This is a genomic window from Chondromyces crocatus (assembly GCF_001189295.1).
GTDB classification, from domain to species: Bacteria; Myxococcota_A; Polyangia; order Polyangiales; family Polyangiaceae; genus Chondromyces; species Chondromyces crocatus.
On record NZ_CP012159.1, the window covers coordinates 3,894,904 to 3,918,434 of the forward strand.

At 69.8% G+C, this 23,531-nt stretch carries 14 protein-coding genes; 5 read left to right on the forward strand and 9 right to left on the reverse strand.

Annotated elements, in window-relative coordinates:
* Positions 1-4 precede the first annotated feature (4 nt).
* From CMC5_RS14585 to CMC5_RS14595, 3 genes are read right to left on the reverse strand one after another with little or no spacing between them, the layout of a single operon-like run.
* The gene (locus tag CMC5_RS14585) at positions 5-3,334 is read right to left on the reverse strand and encodes a fused MFS/spermidine synthase (protein ID WP_050430996.1); all 3,330 of its coding nucleotides are present in this window, start codon (positions 3,332-3,334) and stop codon (positions 5-7) included.
* The gene (locus CMC5_RS14590) at positions 3,331-4,179 is read right to left on the reverse strand and encodes a PAS domain S-box protein (protein ID WP_050430997.1); all 849 of its coding nucleotides are present in this window, start codon (positions 4,177-4,179) and stop codon (positions 3,331-3,333) included. Before CMC5_RS14590 ends, CMC5_RS14585 begins: the two co-directional genes overlap by 4 nt.
* 9 nt (positions 4,180-4,188) lie before the next feature.
* Complete coding sequence (locus tag CMC5_RS14595; protein ID WP_050430998.1) at positions 4,189-6,489, reverse strand: IPT/TIG domain-containing protein; 2,301 nt, start codon at positions 6,487-6,489, stop codon at positions 4,189-4,191.
* Between the two features lie 51 nt (positions 6,490-6,540).
* Between CMC5_RS14595 and CMC5_RS14600 the strand changes: the two genes are divergently transcribed.
* The 4 genes from CMC5_RS14600 to CMC5_RS14615 all read left to right on the forward strand — a co-directional run bounded on the left by CMC5_RS14600 (position 6,541) and on the right by CMC5_RS14615 (position 14,454).
* Entirely contained in the window at positions 6,541-8,043 is a 1,503-nt protein-coding gene (locus CMC5_RS14600; protein WP_050435899.1) for a pyridoxal phosphate-dependent decarboxylase family protein, read from the forward strand.
* Positions 8,044-8,172: 129 nt separating this feature from the next.
* A complete protein-coding gene (locus CMC5_RS14605; RefSeq protein ID WP_050430999.1) occupies positions 8,173-9,747 on the forward strand; it encodes a serine/threonine-protein kinase in 1,575 nt (524 codons plus the stop codon).
* Positions 9,741-11,567, forward strand: a complete 1,827-nt coding sequence (locus tag CMC5_RS14610) for an SMP-30/gluconolactonase/LRE family protein (protein WP_050431001.1) — start codon at positions 9,741-9,743, stop codon at positions 11,565-11,567. The genes CMC5_RS14605 and CMC5_RS14610 overlap by 7 nt, the downstream gene beginning before the upstream one ends.
* Before the next feature lie 25 nt (positions 11,568-11,592).
* The gene (locus CMC5_RS14615; protein WP_050431002.1) at positions 11,593-14,454 is read left to right on the forward strand and encodes an MYXO-CTERM sorting domain-containing protein; all 2,862 of its coding nucleotides are present in this window, start codon (positions 11,593-11,595) and stop codon (positions 14,452-14,454) included.
* A gap of 58 nt (positions 14,455-14,512) precedes the next feature.
* Here the strand turns inward: CMC5_RS14615 and CMC5_RS14620 are convergent, their stop codons facing one another.
* The 4 genes from CMC5_RS14620 to CMC5_RS14635 all read right to left on the reverse strand — a co-directional run bounded on the left by CMC5_RS14620 (position 14,513) and on the right by CMC5_RS14635 (position 18,990).
* Positions 14,513-15,694, reverse strand: coding sequence for a PAS domain-containing protein (locus CMC5_RS14620; RefSeq protein ID WP_050431004.1), 1,182 nt, complete (start codon positions 15,692-15,694; stop codon positions 14,513-14,515).
* Between the two features lie 229 nt (positions 15,695-15,923).
* Positions 15,924-17,306: a serine/threonine-protein kinase gene (locus tag CMC5_RS14625; protein WP_050431005.1), complete on the reverse strand. Its 1,383-nt coding sequence runs from the start codon at positions 17,304-17,306 to the stop codon at positions 15,924-15,926.
* A gap of 574 nt (positions 17,307-17,880) precedes the next feature.
* The gene (locus CMC5_RS14630) at positions 17,881-18,210 is read right to left on the reverse strand and encodes a hypothetical protein (RefSeq protein ID WP_218920267.1); all 330 of its coding nucleotides are present in this window, start codon (positions 18,208-18,210) and stop codon (positions 17,881-17,883) included.
* Positions 18,211-18,633: 423 nt separating this feature from the next.
* Positions 18,634-18,990 (reverse strand): hypothetical protein, encoded by a 357-nt coding sequence (locus tag CMC5_RS14635; RefSeq protein WP_156338597.1) that lies wholly within the window; start codon positions 18,988-18,990, stop codon positions 18,634-18,636.
* Positions 18,991-19,264: 274 nt separating this feature from the next.
* On the opposite strand from CMC5_RS14635, the gene CMC5_RS14640 reads away from it, so the two are divergent.
* Complete coding sequence (locus CMC5_RS14640) at positions 19,265-21,640, forward strand: SH3 domain-containing protein (protein WP_050431008.1); 2,376 nt, start codon at positions 19,265-19,267, stop codon at positions 21,638-21,640.
* A gap of 29 nt (positions 21,641-21,669) precedes the next feature.
* Here CMC5_RS14640 and CMC5_RS14645 read toward each other — a convergent pair whose 3' ends face one another.
* Together CMC5_RS14645 and CMC5_RS14650 are read right to left on the reverse strand one after the other, a co-directional pair.
* On the reverse strand, positions 21,670-22,866 hold the full coding sequence (locus CMC5_RS14645; RefSeq protein ID WP_050431009.1) for an MBL fold metallo-hydrolase: 1,197 nt from the start codon (positions 22,864-22,866) through the stop codon (positions 21,670-21,672).
* Positions 22,863-23,462: a TetR/AcrR family transcriptional regulator gene (locus tag CMC5_RS14650; RefSeq protein ID WP_050431010.1), complete on the reverse strand. Its 600-nt coding sequence runs from the start codon at positions 23,460-23,462 to the stop codon at positions 22,863-22,865. The genes CMC5_RS14645 and CMC5_RS14650 overlap by 4 nt, the downstream gene beginning before the upstream one ends.
* Positions 23,463-23,531 lie beyond the last annotated feature (69 nt).

A 23,531-nucleotide genomic window follows, 5' to 3' on the forward strand; every position in this document is an offset into this window, starting at 1 on the left:
GCGCTCAGAGGCAGAGCAGCCAGCCGCGGAGGCCCTGGCAGGCGTCGAACCGATCGCGGTCGCGGGCTGCTCGACGGGCGAGCGGGTGGTTCCAGCGGGTGTAGCAGGTGAGGCGGGCAGCGAGCTGATCTCGGTCCCAGGGGGGGTGCGGCTCGACGTCGGCGAGGGCGCGCACGCAGAGGTCGTGCTCGCGCTGGGTGCCGGCAATGGCGATGCGGGTGGTCCTGCGGGCCTGGTCGAGGATGTGCACCGCGAAGGGCTCTTCGAGGGCGTCGAAGAGCAGCTTCGCCACCGGATCGGGGGGGCCGTCGGTCCGGCCGGGTGGGGCCGCGGTGGCCATCTCGCGGGCCAGCTCCAGCGAGCGGCCGATGACCTGAGGGGATGACCAGGGGTCTCGGCGCATCTCCGTGAAGACGCGCGCGAGGCTCGTCGCGGCCTGTGCGCGCGCGCCTTTGCGGAACTGGAGGCGCGCGCGGTGGGCCTCGGCCTCCAGGGGGTGGGTGCGTTCGAGCGCGGTGATGATGGAGAGGGCGCTGTCGTCTCCGGCGTTGGCCATGCCTTCGGCGACCAGGGCCAGCTCGTTGATGCCGCGGGGAGGTCGCTCCTGGAAGCGCCACTTCGCGAGCGCGCCGTCGATGTTGCCCGTCACCCAGTTGAGGGCAGCCTGGGCACGGATCTCCCGGTCGAGCGCCAGGTCCTCGGGGATGGTGAATTCGGAGCCGTCGCCAGCGATCTGGAAGAGGCGATCCTCGTCGACCAGGTCCCAGTCCACGACGCCGTTCTGGAGCGCAGGGCGGCGGGTCTCGTCCTTTCGCAGCGGGAGGAAGGCGTCTTCCACGGTGCTGGAGCTGCCGACGTGCCGGGCGAAGCCGAACTCGACGCGGTTGTGGTCGTCGGTGTTCAGGGGGTGGGTGAGTTCGGCGCCAAACGTGGAGGCGAAGGCAGGAGAGGCGAGGTGGTGGGCGAGGAACCCTTCGAGACCTTCGGTGCGCCACACGCGGGTGAGCGCGTCCCGGTAGGGGGGCGCTGCGAGCCGTGCGCGCAGTGCCGTCACGTCGTGGATGGGTTGCTCCATGGAGCCCACGAGGAGGAGGTCGTGCCAGCCGATGTACCAGGTCTCCACGTAAGGGAAGACCGAGCCCAGGGTCGCGTAGAGGGTGCGGAGGGTGTCGACGTCGATCTCGTACGCCTGGACCCACTGGAGGAACAGGCCGCCGGCGTTCATGCGGCCGCGAGCGGCCTCGTAGTACTCGCGGGTGAACAGGCTGGCGATGCCTGCGCGGTAGGGGTTCGAGGGTTCGGAGAAGATGACGTCGTAGCTGGCAGGGACGGTGAGCAGGATCTCGCGGGCGTCTCCGACGAGCAGGCGGAGGCGCGGGTTCTCGAGCGCGTCGTGGTTCACGAGGGCGCAGCGCTCGCCAATCTCCCGCATGGCCGGCTCGAGTTCGGCGACGTCGACGCGGGCGATGGACGGGACGGCGGCGAGCCACCCGGCGGAGCTGCCGGTGCCGAAGCCGATCACCATGGCGCTCTGCGGGTCGGGGTGGAGCGCTGCGCCGATGAGGCCACCCATGATCTGGGTGGAGGCGTCGCCGCGGGCGTTGCCGTCGACCTTGCCGTTCACGACCATGGCCAGGCCGTCGGTGGCGTCGAGGGCGACGCTGCTCTCGCGGCCCTCGGTCTCCCAGACGATGACCTGACGCGCGTTCTGAAGGAAGGAGCGCGCGAGCGCCGGGGCGTCGAGGTACATCCTGTCCACGCGGCCTGCGCCGATCGGGCTGTGTCGGAAGGCCGCCGTGGGGCCGGTCGCCGCCAGGCAGAGGAGCGCGAGGACCATGGCCGCCGGGGCGGTGATGCGGAGCCTGCGGAGGGGGCGCTCTTCCGTGAGGGGAGACGCTGGCGCGGCGGCACGCTGGGGGGCGCGCAAGGGGAGGAGCCAGGCCGCGAGGCCCATGAGGATCAGGGTGACCACCACGGCGCGCCACGAGCCGATGGCCGTCAGGCCAGGCAGCAGGATGAAGCCGCCGAGCAGCGAGCCCGCCATGGCGCCGAGGGTGTTGCACGCGGCGGCCGCGCCGACGTGCCGTCCGACGTGTTCGCGGCCTGCGCCCAGCAGCGCGATGAGGAGGGGGTACTGCACGCCGGCGACGAGGGCCGCGGGCAGGACGACGATCGCGGTGAGGGCGAACCAGCCGGGGAGGAACTGGAGGAGCGGCGCGCCGGCGTCGGGGCGGAGGGCGAGGGCGAGGAGCGCGAGGCGATCGCCGAGCGCGAAGGGGATGGCCAGGCAGAGGGCTTCGAGGGCGCAGGTGAGGGCGAGGCCTTCCGCGGTCGGTCCGCGGCGAGTGGCTGCGGCGGTGGGGAGGGCGTCGGGGCGGCGTGAGGGGCGAGGTCTGCGGCGCGGGGCGGCGCCGTAGAGCAGGCCACCCAGGCCGATGCCGAGCAGCGCGACGGCGAGGATGAGGCCGAAGGTGTAGACGGAGCCGCCGAGGAGCGGTCCGAGCATGCGGTACCAGACCAGCTCCATCCAGAAGAAGACGAAGCCGGAGATGGCGGCGAACGCGAGGACGAAGCGGGGCGGGAGGGGAAGCTCGGGAGACGCTTCAGGCAGGGCGTCGTGAGAGGGCTCCTGGGCGAGGGCGGGGGCGGCTTCGAGCGCGTGCGTGTCGGTCGAGGAGGGGGTCGGCTGGCGTGCGCTCGAGAGGAGCCAGCCGAGCAAGGCGACCACGACGTTGGCCACGCAGGCCGCCCAGAGGGTGTGGCGCGTGCCGAGCTGCTCGAGCAAGCCGAAGGTGGCGCCGACACAACCGAGCACGGCGCCCAGGGTGTTCGCTGCGTAGAGCACCCCGACGACGCGGCGCTGGGGGTCGTGCGGTGACGCGACGCTGCGGGCTGCGGCGGGCAGGGTGCCGCCCATGAGCACCGTCGGAGCGCCGAGCACGAGCGCTGCGAGCACCAGGCGGAGCAGGGTGCCGACGCCCATCCCGAGGTGGAACGTGCCCCCGACGCCACGGTAGGCGGCGCGCGCGAGGTCGAAGAGGGGCGGCGAGAGCGCGGCGAAGGCGGCGATGGCCAGCTCGAGCACGGCGTAGAGCCGCAGCGGACGCGGGTGGGCGTCGGCGCGGCGGCCGAGCAGCAAGCTGCCCGCGCCCGTGCCGCCGATGAAGATGGCGAGCACGGCGGCCGAGGCAGCCGTGGACGAGCCGAAGATCAGGCGAAATTCGCGCTGCCAGGCGATCTGGTAGACGAGGGCGGCGGCGCCCGATCCGAAGAGGAGGGCGGCCACCGCGAGCGGGGATGACACGCCCGGGCGCGGGCGCGAGCGCGAGATCACCCGCGGCGCCTTTGCGGTGTTCTGGATCCGGTGGCCATGAGCGCATAGGCGAGCGCGGCGCGCAGGGAGCCGAAGCTCTGCGCGTCCAGCTCGACGCCATGCTCGGTGAGCATGCGCGCCACCCCGGGGCCGAGACCGGAGATCAGGCAGGTGGCCCCGAGGAGCCTCGCCGCACGCACCAGCCGCCCGAGGTGGTTGGCGATGGAGGAGTCGACGGCGTCGGCGCCGGTGAGGTCGAGGATGGTGTAGCCGGCGCTTCGATCCACGATGGCCTGGAGCAGCGCTTCGGTCATCCGCCCCGCGCGCCCCTCGTCGACGGCGCCGAGGATGGGGACGACGAGCACGCCGTCCCAGAGATCGAGCACCGGCGTCGAGAGCTGGTCGATGGTCGCCGCTTGCTCGCGCTCACGCTGCCGCAGGTCTTGCTCGGCCTTGTGGCGCTCCGTGATGTCGAAGATCAGCGAGGTGACCCCGACGACCTCGCCGTCCGTGTCGGCGAGGACCGCGTTGTGCCACTCGCAGACGATGATCCGGCCGTCCTTCCGCACGTTCTCGTTCACCGTGCGCGCCGTCATCCGCTGGTCGAGGATGCTCTCCCAGTAGGCCTGGATGTGGGGCTTCAGGTCATCACCGACGATGAGCTCGGGGCCGAACTTTCCGAGCGCCTCGCTGCGGGAGTAGCCGAAGATCTCTTCCGTCGTGGCGTTCCACTCGGTGACGCGGAAGTTGCCGTCCCACTCGATGACCCCGACCGGGGCGTGATGATAGAGCAGCGCGAGCTTGCGCCGCGCGTGAGCGAGCTCTTCTTCCAGGCGCCGGATGACTTCGTCCCGTTGTTCACTCATAGGCAGCCCCTATCCTCGATACCGCGCGTCATACTGGAAGGCGCGCTTCGAAGCGGCTTCCTTTCCGTCTGGGTTTCGTACCACCACGTCCACCATCTGCCCGTCGGTGCCAGGAGGTGTGGTGGCGTCGATCGTCGTCGCGTTCACCAGCTTGGTGCGTCCGGCAGGTTTGCCGCCGATCAGCACCTGGGTTCCTGCGATGAAGCCCTTGCCGCTGATGCTCAGCTCCGTGCCCCCGCTCACGCTGCCCCGGTTCGGTGCGACCGACTCGATGACGGGAGGGGGAGCCGCCTCGTAGCGGAACGCGCTCTTCGCCACGGCGACGCCCGCCTCGGGCAAGGAGATCTCGACGTCCACGAAGCCTGCTTCTCGCGACGCCGGCGTGAGGATCTCGATCTGCGTACCCGACCGCACGACGATCCGGCTCGGCACACCTGCGCCGATCCGCACCGTCGCGCCAGGCGCGAAGTGCTCTCCCTCGACCACCACCCGCGTGCCCCCCACCAGCGAGCCCGTGCGCGGCGTGACCCCCGTGATGCGGGGCGCCGGCCTCTCGACGTAGACGAAGCCATCTTCCCGCCGCACGGAGACGCCGTTGCCATCGACGAGTTCGATGGCGACCACGCCGGGGGCGGTGCGCGCTGGCGTCTCGATGACCAGCTCGTTCCGGCTCAGCAGCCGCGGCGCGACCCGGATCTCTCCGATGCGGACCACCGTCGCCTCGTCGAAATTGTCTCCGAGCAGATGGATCTCTTGACCACCTGCCAGGTAGCCCCGGTCCGGGCGCACCTCGATCAGCTTCGGTGGGGCAGGGGGGAGCTCGTAGGTGAAGGCGCCTTGCGCCCGAGCGATCTGGCCGTCGAGGTTCTCGATCTCCACGTCCACCGGTCCGGGCTGCGCGGCCGGCGGCACGATGAGATCCACCGTGTGCGAGCCGCGCCAGGTGAGCGTCGCGACCTGACCGCCAATCCGGCCCACGCACCCCGACTCCAGGTCTTCCCCGGTGATGGTGATGCGCTTGCTGCCGCCGAGATACCCGCGATCCGGCGAAACGCCGAGGATGCGCGGGTTTCCGAGCCGGTAGCCGAACCCCTCGGGCGCGTCGGACGAGAGCCCGTCGGGGTTGGTGAGGCGCACCTCGCCCCGCATCGAGCCCTCGTCGTGGGCCGGCGTGACGAACCAGACGCGCGTCGCACTCTCGTACCGGACCGCCGGGGATCGCGTCCCGTGGAAGGAGATCACGCACCCCGGCTCGAAACCGGTGCCCTCGACGAGCACCTCGGTGCCGCCCCGCGGTGGTCCCTCTACAGGGAGGAGCCGTGCGATCGTCGGCCCCTGCTCGTACAGCACCGCGCCCGCCACGACCTGTCCATCGGGGTTCTCGACCTCGATCGCGCAGGGGCCTTGTGCCCTCGCAGGGCCATCGACCTCGAGCAAGCCCGAGTCGAGCCACCTCACCTCGCACGCGGTCCCACCGAAACGAACCGCCACCCCCTCGGCGAAATTCGCGCCGAGGATCCTCACCGTGCCTCCGTTCTGCGAAGAGAGCTTGTTCGGTCGCACCGACATGATGAGCGGTGCGGGCGTTCCGACATGCTCCGGAGGCGGTGGCACCTCGCTTCGGGGAGCCTCGGCGTCAGCCGCCTCCTCGTTGCTCTGGGCTTCTGCCGCGGGATCCGCCCCGCTTCCCGGTGCTTCGCGCTCGTCGTCCTCGCCGCCGTCCTCGGCCAGGCTCGCGTCGCCCTCCGGTGAGCGCGCGGCCTCCTCGGCGGCGGGCGCGGGCGCTGCGGGTGCGTCATCGACGTCGACGGCGTCGCTGGGAGCCTCGTCCGTGTTCTCTGGCGTACCGCTCTTCGTCTCCGTGGGCGCTGCTGCCTCGGAGGACTCCGTGGGCGCTGCTGCCTCGGAGGAGGCGGGTGATGCCGTCTCGGTCACCGCGGTCTGCTCGCGTGGGACGGGGGCCTGTTCGAGCGTGATGAAGCGTCCCTCCGGATCTCGGATCCAGAGACACCGCTCGCCGTCGATCTCCTCGTCCCGCTCCAGATCGATGCCGCGATGTTCGAGCCGGCGAGCCAGCGCGGCGAGATCGTCCACGAGCAACATCACTGCTGCATCCCGTGACCCCTGTCTCAGGACATCTGGGGTTCCTTCCAGGATCAGCCGTGGTCCGTCCTCCTTCCCGATGCGGCCTTCGAACCGCTGGGCGCTCGTTCGCGTGAAGCTCACACCGAGCAACCGCCCGTACCACCCGCTCAGAACTTCGGGGTCGTTCGCATAGAGGACGAAGCCACCCACGCCATGGATCCGCATGCCATCCCTTTCGTCTTGGTCCCTGGACCCTGGCATCCTATCAGAGCATCGATGACCGACGCCTCCCGGCTGCACGAGGCCCAACGCGGGCTCGGTGACATGAGCCCCGCCGACTTCCGTGACGCTGGCGCGCGCGTGGTCGATCAGGTCGCCAGCTACCTCGCGCGCCTCGAGACCTTGCCGATCCTGCCGCCCATCCAGCCCGGAGACATCCGGCGACAGTTTCCCTCGGGTCCCCCTCTCGCGCCCGAGCCCATCGAGCAGATCCTCGACGATTATTCCCGGCTCATCGAGCCGAACATCACCCACTGGCAGCACCCGGGTTTCATGGCCTACTTCGCCTCGGTGGCATCCGGCCCGGGCATCCTCGGAGAGTGGCTCGCTGCAGGGCTGAACTCCAACGTGATGTTCTGGCGCAACGCGCCTGCATCGACCGAGGTGGAGGAGGTGACCGTCGACTGGCTCCGGCAGCTCTTCGGCTTGCCTGCGGTCTTCGACGGGATGTTCACGGACACCGCCTCGGTCTCGTCCTTGCTCGCGGTCGTCGCCGCACGGCACGCGGTCCCGGGCCTCGACGCGCGCGACGAGGGGCTCGCGGGCCGGCCCGAGCTGGGCCGCTTGCGGATCTACTGCTCCACGGAGACCCACTCCTCCGTCGAGAAGGCCGCCATCGTCGCCGGTGTCGGCCGCGCTGGCGTGCGCCGCGTCCCGGTCGACGACGATTTCCGCATGCGTCCCGAGCTTCTCGCGGAGGCGATCCGCGAAGACCGCGCTGCGGGGTGGCTCCCGTTCTGTGTCGTCGCCACCATCGGGACCACCTCCTCCACGAGCATCGACCCGGTCCCCGCGATCGCCGCCATCTGCCGGGAAGAGCGCCTCTGGCTCCACGTCGACGCGGCCTACGGTGGCGCTGCGGCGGTGGTCCCCGAGATGCGGCCGCTGTTCGAGGGCTGGGAGCTCGCCGACTCGATCGTGGTGAACCCACACAAGTGGTTGTTCACACCGTTCGACGCCTCCTTGCTCCTGTTCCGCTCGCCAGAGGTGTTTCGCGACGCCTTCAGCCTCGTCCCCGAGTACCTCCGGGTGAAGCGGGAGGGGGAGGCGCACGACTACCACGAGTACGGCATCCAGCTCGGTCGGCGGTTCCGCGCGCTGAAGCTGTGGATGCTGATCCGCTACTTCGGCGCCGACGGCCTCGCCGCGCGTGTGCGCGAGCACTGTCGGATGGCGCAGGAGCTGTCGGGGTGGGTGGACGCCGAGCCCGGCTTCGAGCGGGTCGCGCCGACGCCGTTCTCGACCGTCTGCTTGCGCCATGTCCCGGCCGAGCTGGCAGGACGGGAAGAGGATGCCGACGCGCAGCAAAAAATCGACGCCCTGAACGAGGCCATCCTGGAGCGAGTGAACCGGAGCGGGCAGATCTTTCTGTCGCATACCCGCCTGCGCGGCCGGTACACGATCCGCGTCACCCTGGGGAACCCGAGGCAGACCATGGAGCACGTCCATCGCTGCTGGACCTTGCTGAAGGAAGCCGCCTCGAGCGCCTCGTCGGGCTAGCGCCGGGGGACCTGGACCTCCTGCCGTGAGGCTCGCCGTCCGGCCCGTCGGTGTGTCGCGTCGAGCGCGGCACGCAGGCCCCTTTCGACGCCCCTTCTCGACGCATCCGCTGTAGAAAAGAGTGAGCGCATGGAGCCCGAGCCCGTCGTCCCCGAGCACGACACGCTGGAGGACAGCGCTTCCCCTGTTCACCCGGGCGGATGCGCCAGCCCCCAAGCGGAGACCGCGATCGTCCCGCCGTCGGGGCCCCTCGTTTCGGGACTCACCGCCGAGCACGCCATCGACGTCACGCCGGGCACGGTGATCGCTGGGAAGTACCGGGTCGAGCGGCTGCTCGGCAAGGGCGGCATGGGCCAGGTCGTCGCCGCGGAGCACCTGGAGCTGCGCGAGCGGGTGGCGTTGAAGCTGCTCCTCCCCGAGTGTCTCGAGAGCGGTCAGGCGCTCGCCAGGTTCCTGCACGAGGCCCGCGCCGCCGCGAAGATCAAGGGCGAGCACGTGGCCCGGGTCCTCGACGCCGGCAAGCTCGACACGGGCGTCCCTTACATCGTCATGGAGTACCTCGACGGGCAGGACCTCGCCGCCGTGCTCGTCAGCGAGGGGAAGATGCCCGTGCGCGACGCCGTCGAGCTGGTGCTCCAGGTCTGCGAGGCGATCGCCGAGGCGCACACCGTCGGCGTCGTTCACCGGGATCTCAAGCCGTCGAACCTCTTCCTCACCCGCCGCCCCGACGGGTCGGCCATGGTCAAGGTTCTCGACTTCGGCATCTCGAAGACGATCCGCCGAGACGGCGAGGAGGCTCCGGTGAGCCTGCACATGACCCGCACCCGGCAGGTGCTGGGGTCACCGCTTTACATGTCCCCCGAGCAGCTCACCTCGGCGCGGAGCGTCGGCCCGACGGCGGACATCTGGTCGCTCGGCGCAATCCTCTTCGAACTGGTGACCGGCGCGCCCCCCTTTGCTGCACCTACCATGTCCGAGCTGCGGCAGCAGATCCTGTTCGAACCTGCGCCGTCGCTGCGCTTGCAGCGCCCCGACGCCCCTCGACGGCTGGAGAAGATCATCCATCGCTGCATGGAGAAGGACCCGGCGAATCGCTACGCGGACGTCGCTGCACTCACCCGCGACCTCCGGGCGCTGGCGCCGCCCCGAGCACGTCCGTCGATCGATCGCGTGCATGCCATCTACCGGAACGCCGGCATGTCGGAGGCCGATCTCGGGATCGCGCCCGTCGGCCGGCGGAGGGGCATTTTCGTGGCCGTCGCGGCGGGCTCGCTGGTGGCGGGCATCATCGCGGCGTTCGCATGGAGCGGCCTCACCACGAAGCCGTCGGAGGCTCCTGCTCCAGCGCTCGAAAGCGCCGACCATGCCGACAGCGCCGACCGCGTAGAGGTCGGAGAGGTGCCAGCGCCTCCCTCTCCACTCGAACCGAGCGCTCAGCCTTCGGCGCTTGCCCTCCCTGCGAAGGCGGCGGACATCTCGCCGGCGACGAAGTCCCCCGAGGCGAGATCCGCGGCGACCAGTGGGCCAGCGCCAGCGCCCACGCTCGGCGCTGGCTTGCCTGCCGCCATCGGCAGACCCGCAGCGCCGGTGGTTCCTTCCACCGTCGCCCCCTCCGCCGCCAGGGCCTCGGAGCCCAACTCACCCCCTTCGCCCTCGGCCTCCACGCCGTTCCTCTACAACAAGGCACCCCTCAAGAAATGGTGATCTCCAGGCGATGGCTCCTGGGTCACGCGTGGCCCCTCGCGCTCTCCGTACTCTTCGCACCAGGCGTCTCCGGCTGTGGTGTCGAGCAGGGCGAGCTCATGGTCGCCCTGGAGACCGATCTCATCATTCCCAAGGACATCGACGAGGTCTCCCTGGAAGTCCTCGCGGGTGGCCAGGTGCGGTTCGCGGCGAGCTTTCCTTCCTCGGGCGATGAACTGCGGCTTCCGGGCACCCTGGGCGTCGTCGTCGATGACCCCTCAGACCGCCTCACGGTCCGAGCGACGGCGTTCGCCAGAGGCACCCGGCGCATCACCCGGCAGAGCGTGACCCGCGCACCTGACGACGGCGTGGGGCTCCTCCGGCTGCCGCTCTCCTGGCTGTGCGACGGCGTGAGCTGCGAAGCGGCGGGCGGACCGGCCGACTCGCAGAACGTGCAGACCTGCGACGTCGGTCAGTGCGTGCCGGCGAGCGTCGAGGTGGCGAACCTTCCTGCTTACGATCCGGCAGATGTGTTCGGCGGAGGGACGGGGACGGAGGACGGCACCTGCTTCGACGTGGCACGCTGCTTCGCGTCCCCGGTATTCCGGGACCTCGATCCCGACACCTGTACCGTCGACGCTTCCGCTGGCGTCGCGGTCGCAGTGCAGACCGAAGGAGACGGGGCATGCAACCAGCAGGGCTGCTTCGTTCCGCTGCGCGCGTCTCAGGTCGTTCCCGTCGCGGGGGGCACGGCGCTCGCGCTCCCGGCAACCCTGTGCGCGCGCCTCACGGCCAGGCGCGTGGTAGGCGTCGCCATCTCCCACACCTGCGCGTCGTGGTCCGAGACGCAGCCAGTCTGCGGTCCCTGGGCCTCCGCCGCGAGTGAGAGCTTCTCGCCGACGACGCCGGTCACACTGGCCGGCGGTCAGCAGCAGCCCCAGTCTCTGTTCCTCCACGAAGAGCACGTCTACTGGACGAACAAAGGCGGGCGCGCTTCGAATGGCGAGGTGAAGCGTGTTCCACGCGCCGGCGGGAGGGCCGAGCGCCTGGCCTCGACGCAGGCGCAGCCGTCGGGGGTCGCGGTCTTCGAGCCCGGCGGGGGTGAGGCGACGCGTGTCGCCTGGCTGAACGAAGCGAACGACGCAATCCTCAGCAAACCCGTGCTCGGCGGTGGGTCACCGACCCGCCTTGCGGGGCGCGAGGGGACGCGTGGCGATCTCTTCCTCCTCACGAAGACCGACACGTCGACGGTCGACAGGCTTTACTGGACCACCTCGCTCGGCTTCGTCATGACGGTTCCCGCAAAAGGTGGACAGGTCGAGGTGCTCGCCTCGGGCGAGCAGGATCCGAGTTCCATCTCCGCAGTCGACGATGGCGTCCTCTGGCTCGCGCGCGGTGAGCAGGCGATCCGCGGGTTCATGAACGGAGGGACATTTCACGTCGTCGACGTGGAAGGTGTCCCGAACCGTCTGGCGGTCGACGCCACGCATGCCTACTGGACCGTTGGCGGCGTGCCGGGCCAGGCCAACGGCAAGGTGATGAGAGTGCGCTGGCAGGGCGAACCCTTGATCCCCATGCCCGAGGTGATCGCCGAGGGGCAGGATTATCCGTACGCCATCGCCGTGGATGGCGCCGACGTGTACTGGACGACCTGGGGCGATGGAGCGCTCCGACGTGCGGCCCTGGATGGCAGCGAGATACAGACGCTGGTGAGAGGGGAACCTCACCCGACGGCACTCGCGGTGGATCCTTCGCACGTGTACTGGCTCAGCGCGGGCACGTCTCGGGCCGGCTTTGCGGACGGCGCTGTCCGACGGGTCTCACGAGACCGCACGCCCTAGCGGGCACGCTGGACGAGGAAGAGACATGGTCGACCCGGGTCAGGGGATGGTCAGCAAAAGAGGGCGGCTTGCGGTCGTGGCGTTGCTCGGGCTTGCGTCGCTGGGCGCAGGTGGCTTGCCCGAGTTCGGACCGGAGCGCACCGTCAGCGAAGAAAGCTGGAGAGACGAGGTGTCGGCGCGACGGTTCGTCACGGTCACCTCCGGCTCGGAAGGCTTCCTCGTTGGCTGGCGGGCTGGCCTCCCCGACGTCAGCGCCTCGGTGGCCCGCGCCATTCGCCTCGACTCCAGTGGGCAGCCCGTCGACGCCCACGAGTTCACCCTCAGTGCGAGGTCCGGTTATCAGGCTGGGGCGCCTGCCCTCGCCGCTGGCCACGATGAGTACCTGGCCCTCTGGCATGAACCCAACTTCCTCGGGGTCGCGGCTCAGAACTCGTTGCTCCGCGCCGCCCTCGTCCGACCTTCTCCCAGCCCGGGCGATGCCACCAGAAATCCGGTGATCGCGCGGTTCCCGGTCCACAACGGTAGCTGGGACAACGGCTCACTCGCTGTCGCATTCGACGACAGAGTGAACCGCTCGACGTCGAATCGATACCTGGTCGTCCATCGTGCTCACGAGGGGCTCGTCGCTCAGTGGATTGACCCGGTCACCCGGAGCGCAGGTCAGACGACTGTCCTTCGCGGCGCTCCTTTCCTCTCCTCGGGTTTCGGTGACCAGCTCGCCCTCGCTTGCGGGGCCGCAGGTTGTCTCGTCGTGTGGAAAGAGACCGACGAGAGCCACACGCGCGTCCTCGCGCGGACGATCGCCGTCCAGGATGCGCCGGATGCGCTCGGACCGGTGGTCGAAGCCTGGAACCCGCAGCCTGCTTCTCCGAGCACGCTCGAACTCTCCGCGGATGGTGACGACTATCTCCTCGCCATCGGGACGACGGCTCCCATGCTCGGCGTGATCCGTCTCGACAGTGGCGGCGCACCCCTGGCCATCCAGCCTGTACCCCTCCAGATGACGGGGTATGTCTTCGGCTCTGCGCTGGCGCGAAGCGAAGCACACCATCACCTGCTCGCCTGGCACGGCATGATCGGCGCGCTCCCGAGCGTTTTCTCGACCACCGTGAACACGGCATCGTCGAGCGAGCCGCCGATCGTCACCGATGTCCAGATCCCTGTCCTGAACGTCCACAACGAGTCCTTCGCGTCCGGTCTTGCCTGCTCCGTGCAGGGTCCTCGTTGCCTGCTTGGCTACGTTTCTGGCGAATGGGGGGACATGGGGCAGCTCTTCACGGTTCCTCTCACGCGCGATCGTGCAAGCGTCGATGGTCTCCCGCGGCAGGTCCCGGAGCGACCTGCGCTTCAGCGCGCGCCATCCGTCGCATGTGATCGGGCTGGTGCGTGTTTCTCCGTGTGGCACGAACCCGGGCAGATGACAGGCGGCAGCGGCGAAGTCGTTGGCGCGCTCCTCGACGGGACGAGCGGGGATCCTCTCGAGTTCGGGGTGGGGCCGGTGAACCTCTTCGGCGCCTCCTTCGTGTACGCCAAGCTCGCCGTGGCGGCGGCCCCAGCGCTTGGAACCTCGCACCGCTTTGCGGTCGCCTGGACCGGGACCCGCGACAATCGATGGCAGGACGAGGTCGGCGTGCTGGCGAGCCTTCTCAATGGCTCCCGAGAACCTGAACCCGTCACCATCATCCAGCCCAGCACCCAGAGAGTCTTTCAGGGGCCCGCGCTCACCGCGAGCGAGCGGTATTATCTCGTCGCCTGGGTCGAGCAGGTGAACGGCGAGGCCACGCGGCGATGCAAGGCTGCACGACTCGGTTTCGACGAAAACCCTGCGACGATCCCCAGTGTGCAGGTCTCCCTCGAACCGACGACCGGCGAGGACGCTGTGCCGATGGAGACTGCTCCCCTCGCGATCTACAATGGAAGAGACTTCGTCGTCGTCTGGGAAGCACGACGGGGCGGCCGGACATTTCTCTACGGGCAGCGGCTGACGACCGGAGGGGCGCAGTTGACCACCCTCGGAGAACCCTTCGAGCTCTTGGAGACCATACCGTCGGACGAGGGATCGGCGTTCGCTCTGGCCTCCGACGGCGAAGGCTCCTCTCTTCTCGTCTGGAACCAGGCAGATCCCAGCGGCTCGCTTCTGCATTCGCTCAAGGCAACTCGTTTCAGCTCCGTGGGGGACAGGCTCGAGACACCGTTCGTCATCAGTGAGGGACCGCGCGCCTTTCGGCCCCGCGCGGTTTTTGATGGCAACAGCTACCTCGTGACCTGGAGCGACGGTTCGGGAGACGGCGAGCTGATTCACGGCGCGTGGATAGGCAAGGATGGCAGGCGGCTCTCGCTGGAAAGCAGCCCGCTTTCACCTCACCCGAGCACGGATGCGGCCCCGGCCACCCCGCGTGAGCCGGCGCTCGCCAGTGCAGGTGGCGGCCGCACGATGCTCGTCACCGTCCGTGACCGCTTCGAAGATGAAACGGGCTACGTCGACATGGAACGGGTGAGGGCCATGTGGCTGGGCAGCCCCTGCAACTTCGAGATGCCGGAGGTGCTCTGCACCGCGACCCCCTGCATGGAAGCTGGCTGGTGCAACCCCGTCACCCGCCTCTGCGAAGCCCAGGTCCCCAAGCCCGACTTCACCGCCTGCGCAGGTGGCCTCTGCGTCGCTGGCGAGTGTGTCCAGCGGACGCCGGCTCCGCAGCCCGAGCCGCCGCCCCCTTCCCCCGACGCCGCATCTCCGACCGATGCGTCCGGGTGTGGCTGCCGGACCGCGGGTGATGCCGTCCCTGTCGCCCCATCGGCCCCCCTGACCCTCCTCGCCCTGCTCGGCCTGGGCCTCACCCGTCGCCGAGCGACATCATCCCGTCGCCGCCCGACGTCAGACCACCCGTGAGCCCGCGCGGCAGCCCATCCCCGCGCTGCCGCCCGCTCTCCCGACCTCGACCCGTGGCTCAGTGACGCTGTCGCTCCAGTGCCCGCAGCGCTGCCCGTGGCGTCGCCTGCGTGACCACCCCGGAGAGATCGGCGCCAAGGGTCACCAGCGTCTGCGCCACGGCCGGCCTGATCCCGGTGATCACCGCCTGCGCGCCCAGCAGGCCGATCGTCCGCACGATCCCGATGAGCCGCCCTGCCGTGCTCGTGTCCACCGTCTCGATCCCCGTCAGATCCAGGATCACGTGCTGCACCTGGTGATCGGTGATGGTCCGCAGCAGCCGCTCCGTCAGCGCCGCCGTCCGCTGTGCGTCCAGCTCGCCCACGAGCGGCACCCCGATCGCGGACGCCCCCATCTCCAGGATCGGCGCGGACAGCGTCATGATCTCCAGGTTCTGCGTCTGGATCACCGCCAGCCTTCGGTCCAGCTCCGCGGCCAGCGCCGCCTTCTCCTCGGCCTCGCGCTTCGCCTGTTCCACCGCGGCCGACAGCTCGCGCACGGCCTCGTCTCGGGCCTGCTCGGCGCGGTACCGCTCGGTGATGTCGATGCAGAAGCCCAGCACCTGGACCTCCCCCGAGCGCCGCTGGATCGGCCGCTTCGTCGTCTGCATGTGGTGCACCTCCCCGCTCCTGTGGGTGAAGCGATCCACCAGCGTTTTCTCGCGGCCCGTGCGGATCACCTCCGCGTCGACCCGCAGATACCCCTCGCCCTCCTCCCCCTCGTGGACGTCGATCTGGTTCCGCTGAAGGATCTCCTCCACCGTCGTCTCGTAGAGATCCGCGTACGCCTTGTTCACCATCACGTACCGACCCCGGCGATCCTTCAGGAAGAGCAGGCTCGGCATGGCGTCGATCACCGCCCGGAGCACCTCGTTTTCCTCCGCGATCGCGCGGTGGCGCGCCTCGTCCTCCCCCTCACCGAGTGGGCGCGCGTGGACCAGCGCTCGCGTCTCGGTGCCCGGCACCAGGATCACCGTGCAGCGATGGCTCGGCGCCGCCGCGCCCTGCGCCGCCACGACCACCTCGGCGCGCGCGAGCCGACCCTCCAGCACCGACACGACCGCCATCCGCAGGGAGCTCGGCAGCTCTCCCTGCGCTTCGGTGGGCAAGGCGCGTCGCCACGCGGCGTTGCGCTCGCAGAGGTTCAGGTCACGGTCGAGGAGAGCGATGGGTTCGGGGAAGAGTTCGAGGACGACGTCCATGATGATGTGACAGGGCTGCAGCGAGAAGAATCGTCGAGAGTCCTTGCTTCGAGACGGATCGTCAAGCGCCCGCGCAGCAAGCGTGAGCGCGCGTACTCCGCCGTCCTACGACCCCTGCGCGATGGACGGCTGCCGCACGATCCCAGCTTCAACGATCACACGCTCGCATGTGTGCTCTCTTGCCCGCGCTTTGCTTCCTACGCGAATGGCCTCATGCCTTCACGTGCGTTCAAAACAGCGCGCTCTTGTCACTCTCCAGCGCACCACGGCGAGGAGCGGCCGTCGTACCGGACCGCGGCTGCACACTTCGTCGGGCAGGCGTGATCTGCCGAGGCGCCTCGGACTCCGGAGCGAGGGCGGCGTCGACCATCGCGGGAGCGTCGGTCAAGGTCCAGGTATGCGCCGGGGACACCTCGTGTCCTTCTCGCTGGCTGGTGGTCCCTGCATGCTGCGAGCGCTTCGGCTCGGGTGATGGCGTCCCTTGCGCGCCGACCATCGCCCCCGACGTGTCGTGTCCTCTCCTGGACGGCTCCATCGGCGCACCTTCCGCCTCGTGCGCTCCGTCGTGCAGCACCATCGCCGCCGTGCAACCCACCGCCATGATCACTGCGCCGGCGAGCAGCGTCGTGCCGATCCAGCTCGTGTTCCGCGCTCTCCGGAGCTTCTGCGAGGCCGTCGTCTCGCACGCGGATCGGGTCGTGATCGCCAGACGGAACGCCTCCAGCATCTGCTGGACCGAGCGGAAACGCCGATGCGGCTCGGGGGCGAACGCGATGGCGAACCACCCGTCGAGCCCGTAAGGAAGCGAGTTCCGCAGCAGCGACGGCGACGGCGCCGTTTGCAGCAACAGCTTGGTGAGCACCTTGGACGGCGTGTCCCCTCGGAACGGCGAGAGCCCGGTGAGCGCCTCGTAGACGATCACCGCCAGCGACCAGAGATCCGCCTGCTCGTTGACCGGGAGACCCTGGAGCTGCTCCGGGCTCATGTACGAGAGCGTCCCGAGGATGGTGCCGTAGGCCGTGCGCGGCGGGAGATCCATCGACAGGTCCGGCCGCAACCCTTTGGCGAGCCCGAAGTCGGCCACCTTCACGCGGATCCGATCCCCGGGGCCGTCCACGAGGAGGAGATTGGACGGCTTCAGATCGCGGTGAATGATGCTGTCCTGGTGCGCGACGCCGAGCGCTTCTGCGACCTGCTCGAACAGCGTGAGCGTTTCGTCCACCGTCATCGGGCCGTACTTGTTGAGGTGCTCGCGCAGCGTCCGACCCTGGACGTACTCCATCACCATGTACGAGCCCAGGAAGGGGTCATGTCCCGTGTCGTGTGCTGCCACGACGTGGGTCGTCCGACCCGCGAGCCTCGCCTCGACCTGCGCCTCGAACCGGAAGCGCAGCCGGGTGAGCTCCTCGCCTGGCAGGTACTTCGGGATGAGCAGCTTCAGGGCGACCTGGGAGCGGAGTCGCGTGTCGAGCGCGCGCCACACCTCACCTGCGGCGCCTTGACCGATCCGCTCGAGGAGCAGGTAGCGCCCGCCCACCGTCCGCCCCGGACCGCCGCGCATCGACGAGCGTGGCGGCTCCTCCCCGGGCATGTGTGCGTCCAGCGTCTTCACGTCGGCATCCTGTGTTGAAGCCACTTCCGCGGTGTCGACATCTGATGTGATGCAGGGGGGGGTTGCCATGAGCCTCCATGGACTTGGTGCGACGCCTCGCGTGGCTGCGCAGGGCAGACAGGGCAGGTGTGGCACCAAACTCGGTCGACGCATCCGGGAGGGGGGGACTCTCTGGAAAAGCGAACGCTGTGCCGCTCCCTGGCCGGCCAGAAGTCCGTCCCGCTTTCGGCAGAGCCACCGCGGCACGAGAAACTTCACAGTTCTCTGGAAGCGGTGGCGCTTCGATGCCGGCGGCTGTGCTCTTCGGTGACGGCACACCGCGTCACCCGTACCGGCGATGCACACCGGGACGTCGGGCTGCGCTGACGTCTCTTCGCTTGCCTGCGCATCTCTGCACAGCGTCGCGTCGAGCAGTGATCCGACGGACGAGTGGGACCCGTGACGATCGCGGGCGCCCTGGACCGAGCGCCCTCACGACACCTCGTGCGTTGCATCCTGCGGGCCACACCTGGCGTGCTGCTCGCTGCGCGATGCGCCGGGGGCGCTCCCTTCTGCAGACGATGGGTCGCGCGCTCTAGGCTGCCCGGACGACCCGCGCGTGTCGCACCTGCAGCCAGCTTCGTGCTCCACCCTCGCCGGCGAAGAAGGCGAGCGGGTTGTCCCTGTCCTCCGCGAAGAGCTGGTACGCCATCAGCACCATCCGGATGATCAACCGCGCCTGAAAGCTCGCCCCGTGCACTGCGATCCCCCTCAAGGGCAGGTCGGTCGCCAGCCGCACCATCTTGCGGGTCGAGACGGGCACATCACCCATCTCCGACACGTCCAGCAGCGTGAGCACATGGCCGTATTGCGCTGCAACGAAGCGATCGTACGCGATGATCTGCTCCACCTCGTCGGGTGACACTGCGCCTCGCAGTGTGAGGCACAGGAGCCCCGACGGCTCCACCCACAAGACGTGCTGCCCGATGGCCGCCTTCTGCGCACCTCGGACGACGAGGCGCGAAGGTTCGGGTGATCTCGAAGCCCATCTTGGGGCGCTGTGTCGCATGATTCCCTCGGACGCGGGCTGGCCCATCGCAGCCCGCTCCTCGGCAGTAGCAATCTTGGTGCTCGCACTTCCGGTGAGGCGCCTCGCCCGGTGCGCTGCGCGCTGTGCGGTGGTGACTCGACCGATCCGACCGGCGCGGTCACCACGCTCGGTCGCCGCGCGACTTCAGCGCAGGGAACTCACGGGTGTGCCGGCTCGTATCACGGACCATGGCCCTTCGAGCGCTCCGATGTCCGGAGCGGCGCTGGGCGTGAGGTCGAAGGACCGAGGTAGGTCTGGCTATGCGGCGCACTCCAGCAGTGCGAGCCGCGCCATGAGCCAGCTCCGCGCTTCTCGCTCGCAGGAGAAGAAGACCAGCGGGTTGTTCTCCTGCTCCTCTGCGACCAGCTCGGCGGCCGTGAGCAGCATCGTGGCGCGTATCCGCGCCTGGAAGCTCGCCCCGAACACCCCGATGCCGCGCATGGGAAGTTCCTGCGCCCGGCGCACCGTCTTGCGTGTCTCCGAAGGCACCTCGCCGAGCGCGGACACGTCCATGAGCGTGAGCACGCGCCCGTATTGCGCGGCGACGATGCGATCCCAGACCAGGATCGTCTCGACCTCTCGGGCCGATACGTCGCCGCGGAGTGTCCAGCACATCAGACCCGACGGTTCCAGCACCAACTCGTGCTGCCCGACAGCTGCCATCGCGACGCCCGCGACGACGTTTCGTGTGCGTTCCGGCGGCGTCACTCTCGACCTGGAGGCGATGTAGCGCATGTTTCCCCCGAGCGCAGGCGCCCTGCTGCCCGCTCCTCTCCGCGTCACCTAGCAACTTCGATGCACATCCGAGCTGCGCGCGTGTCTCACCCTGCGTCACCGACATGTCGCCAGACGCTTTCAAGCGGGCTCACTGCCGCCTACCCTGCCTCCCATGTCGTTCGAGGTAGCGTCTCCCTTCGATCGCTCGATCACCCTCGTCGCCCTCGAGGACGCTGCCGAGCGCGACGCGCTCCCAGCATTCCGTCGCATGCTTCTCGAACACGCCGCGCAGCTCCCACCGGGAGCACCTTCACGGCTCGTGTTCGAGGGGCTCGCCGCGGCGCTCCTCCTCGATCTCGCCCTCCTCCGCGCTCACCCGAGCACGCTCCTCTCCGCGCTCTACGCCCGCTGCGCCTTCCACGGGCAGGTCTCCTTCGCCACACCGAGCGCGCCGGATGCGCGTCTATTGCCGGCCTGGGGCAGCGGCCCTCTCGCGGAGCTCGCGCAGCGCTGGCGCGTCGAGCGTGCGCGCACGCGACCCACGTCGGGCTGGGTCCGCGCGCTCCTCCCGCCGCCTCATCGCGCAGGCGGCCCGCTGCTCGCCGAGATGGGCGCTGCGGGATCGCACGAGCTTCTGGGGGTGACCGACGAAGGTCACGTCCTCGTCGGGCCACCGCCTCCCGCTCGGCGAGGTCCCATCCAGCGGTGGATCCTCTCCGAAGGCGCCCTCTCCGAAGCCACGATGGCCGACCTCGCCGCCGTCGCGTCGCGAGCGCCCCCCCTGACCGTCGTCACGCACGCCTGGCAGAGTGCGGCCTTGCACGACGCGACCACGGGCGCACTCCACGCTCCCCTCGACCTCCCCGAGGGCGGCAACCCCGGCTCCTGGAGCTTCTCTCCCGACGGCTCTCTGTGCGCCCTCGCTGGCTGCGGCGATGAGTATTCCTTCGGCTTCGTGCGCCTCTACGAGACCGCGACCGGGCGTCTCGTCCGCGACTGGGAGACTCCGAGGCCCATCTGGAGCACCCCCGTCTTCGCGCCCTCCGGGCGCCTGCTGCTCACCGCGAGCGAGCGAGGTCTCTTGCTCCACCACCTCGACACCGGCGCCGAGGAGCTGCTCGCCACCCACCATGCCCAGCGCGCCGTCCTCTCTCGAGACGAGAAAACCCTGGTCACCACCGACGGCATCACCCTGCGCGTCTGGCGTCTGGACACCCTGCGCACGGAGGGCCTCCCGCCGGATCCTCCGCCAGGCGAGCTGGCCTTCTCGCCAAATGGCGAGCGCCTCGTCCGAGGTGACTGGCTCTGTGACGGCGTGACCGGACTTCGCCTGGGCCGCCTCCCTCTCCACCGCGCGCCTGCCCTGGAAGGCGGACCTCCCCGGAACGCCTTCCTGTGCGGTGACCAGCGCATCCTCTTCCTGGATGGCGACGTGCGGGTCTGGAGCGCGCACGATGGTTCTTCCATCGCCTCCCGCATCGATGCCTCGCGCAGCGACCGCTCGGTCTACGGCCAGAGCGACCTGATCGCCTTCACGCCCGACGGCCTGCGCTACGCCGCCGCGAGCGAGCACCGTGCCCGCGTCCACGTGCATGACACCGACACCGGCGCCCTCGTCGGCGCCTTCGACGCAGGTCTGCGCGATCTTCGATGCCTCGCGCTGTCCCCGGACGGCCAGCGCCTGGCCGCCGGGACGAAGACCGGCCAGGTCGTGGTGTGGAGCGCGGCGACGGGCGAGCGCCTGGTCACCCTCCCGGGCCACGAGACCTGCGTGACCGATCTCGCGTTCTCGCAGGACGCTCGGCTCCTCGTCTCGGCGGGCGACGACGAAGCCTTGCGCCTCTGGGACCTCTCGACCGGCGCGCTCCGCCTCGAACGACCCCTCGACGCCCGCGACCCCGCCTACCGGACGGTCGCTGCGCCGAGCACCAGCGACCAGGTCGTCACGCGACGCTCCTGGACCGCCACCCCGGAAGCGCTCCGTGCCCTTTCCGGCTGGGGGGATTTCCCGGGCCCGAGCGTGGGCCGGTATGCCGTCGATGGGCTCCCAGGCGCCACCTGCTTCATCGAGCGGGAGACGGGCCGTCACCTCGCCGTCTTCCCTGGCGGAGGCTCATGGCGCATGCATCCGGAAGGTGACGTCTGGGCCAGCCGCTCGGCCCACGTGATCGTCGAAGCGCCGCACACGACGACCGAGACCGCCAAGGTCCTCGCGCGCTACACGCCCTCACGACCCGACCCGATCTCCTTCCGCCTCGGTGACCCCGTGCAGCTCGACGGCCGAGACGATCTCTGGGAGGGCAACCGCTGGGTCTGGGCCACGAACGCAGGCGGCCACGGCGGCTGGATCCCTCCCCAGGCCGTCGTGCCCGCCGAGGAGGGCGCTGGCCACTGGATCGCCCGGCGCGACTACTCGGCGCGCGAGCTGGACGTCCACCCCGGCGACCGCCTCGACATCCTCCGCCGTGAGCTGGGCTGGTGCTGGTGTCGCACCGCGCAAGGCGACTGCGGGTGGATCCCCGAGCGAGATCTCCAGACGGACGCCTGAGCGTTCCTGACGCGCTCAGGCGGGATCGATCACGGCAGCGCCGGTACGGGCGCCTCGAACGACACGTGGCTCGACACCACCGGGCTCTGCTCCGCCGTTTCCCACGGCAGATCGGGCCACCACCGGCCCAGCTCCCCGAGCGCCGTGGGCTCGAACGCCTGCCCAGGCTTCGGCGTCGCCACCGTCACCCCTGCGCGCCCCGCCGCCGCGAGCACCCGCTCCACCGGCTCGGTCCAGCCGTGGAACGCCAGGTTGAACAGCCCCCAGTGCACCGGCAGCATCACCTTCCCCTGGACCATCTGGTGCGCCACCACCGCTTGCTCCGGCCCCATGTGCCAGTCGGGCCACGCCTTGTAGTAGGCGCCCGTCTCCAGCATCGTCAGATCGAACGGCCCGAGGCGCTCCCCGATCTCCTTCATTGCCGGGAACAGCCCCGTGTCCCCCGAGTAGTAGACGCGGTTCCGATCCCCGAGGAATGCGAAGCCGCCCCACAGGTTCTGCCCACTGTCGAAGACCGCCCGCCCCGAAGCGTGCCGCGCGGGCGTGCACACCACCTCCAGCCCTCGGACCTTCGTTCGCTCCCACCAGTCCAGCTCCACGATCCGGTCCTCCGGGATCCCCCAGTAGGCCAGATCGGCGCCGATCCCCAGCGGCACCACGAACGTCGTACCCCAGCCCTTCATTGCCGAGATGGTCGCGTCGTCGAGGTGATCGAAGTGGTCGTGCGAGATCACCACCACATCGATCGGCGGCAGCGCATCGAGCGCGATCAGCGGCGCGTACCAGCGCTTCGGCCCGATCCACCCGAACGGCGACGCCCGCTCGGCCCACACCGGATCGGTGAGCACCCGGTGCCCATCGATCTCGACCAGCATCGTCGAGTGCCCGAGCCAGGTGACCCGCAACCCGCTCTCCGGAGGCGTCTGGAACCGCGCAGGATCCACCGCCACCGTGGGCAGCGGCGTCGAGGGCGTCGCGTGCGGGCTGACGTTCATCATTCCCCGCATCATCAGCCAGAAGTCGTTGCGGAGCGGCTGCGGGTTCTCGAACTTCCCGCCCTTCCACTGCGGCGAGCGCTCCATCCGTGCCTTCCGCGCCCCATCGGCGCGGCGCCCGAACGCGCGCCAGCCATCGACGAGCATGCCGACGACGGCGAGCGCCGCCAGCACCCCGAGCCATTTGAGGACCCGACGAACCCATGGCCGTGACTTGCTCGTCTCTTTCATGACCTCTCCAGTGACAGGCACACCGCGCGCGCCGCGATGCGCATTCCCTCGACGAACTCCGCGCGCGTCGCGACGCGGTGCTTCAACCCGATCCCTGTCGCGTTCAGCGTCTCTGCGAGCTGGCGCGCCGTGATCCCGGCCGGCCGGTACGCCGCCACGAGCCCCGACGCGCGGAGCACCTTCGCCACCGCGTCGAGGAGGCTCTTCTCGTGATCGCTCACCGACGCGCCGCCGAGCGCCTTGCTCGCCTCGTTCAGATCCGCCGCGTCGGCCCCGAAAACCCCGACGTACCGGCCGATCCACGCATCGAACGCGCCCGTGAGCCGCTCGTGGAGCGGTGCGGACTCGTCTCCGAGGCGTCCGAGCGCCTCCTCCAGCGCCGTCTCGAAGGCGTGCTGGAGGGTCGCCCGGAACAGCTCCTCCTTGGTCGCGAAATGCAGGTACAGCCCTTGCCGTGACACCTGCGCTGCGCGGGCCACCTCGTCCATCGACGTCTTCCTGAAGCCGTACCGGATGAAGACGCCCAGCGCCGCTTCGAGGAGCTGGCGCTGGCGCGGTTCGGCCGTGGAAGGTTTCGAGCGTGCGTCCCGTGTCATGGCGACAGTGTTGACAAACTAGGCACGGTTTGTCCACCGCGCGAGGGGTCTCCTCATTTTCTTCCAGAC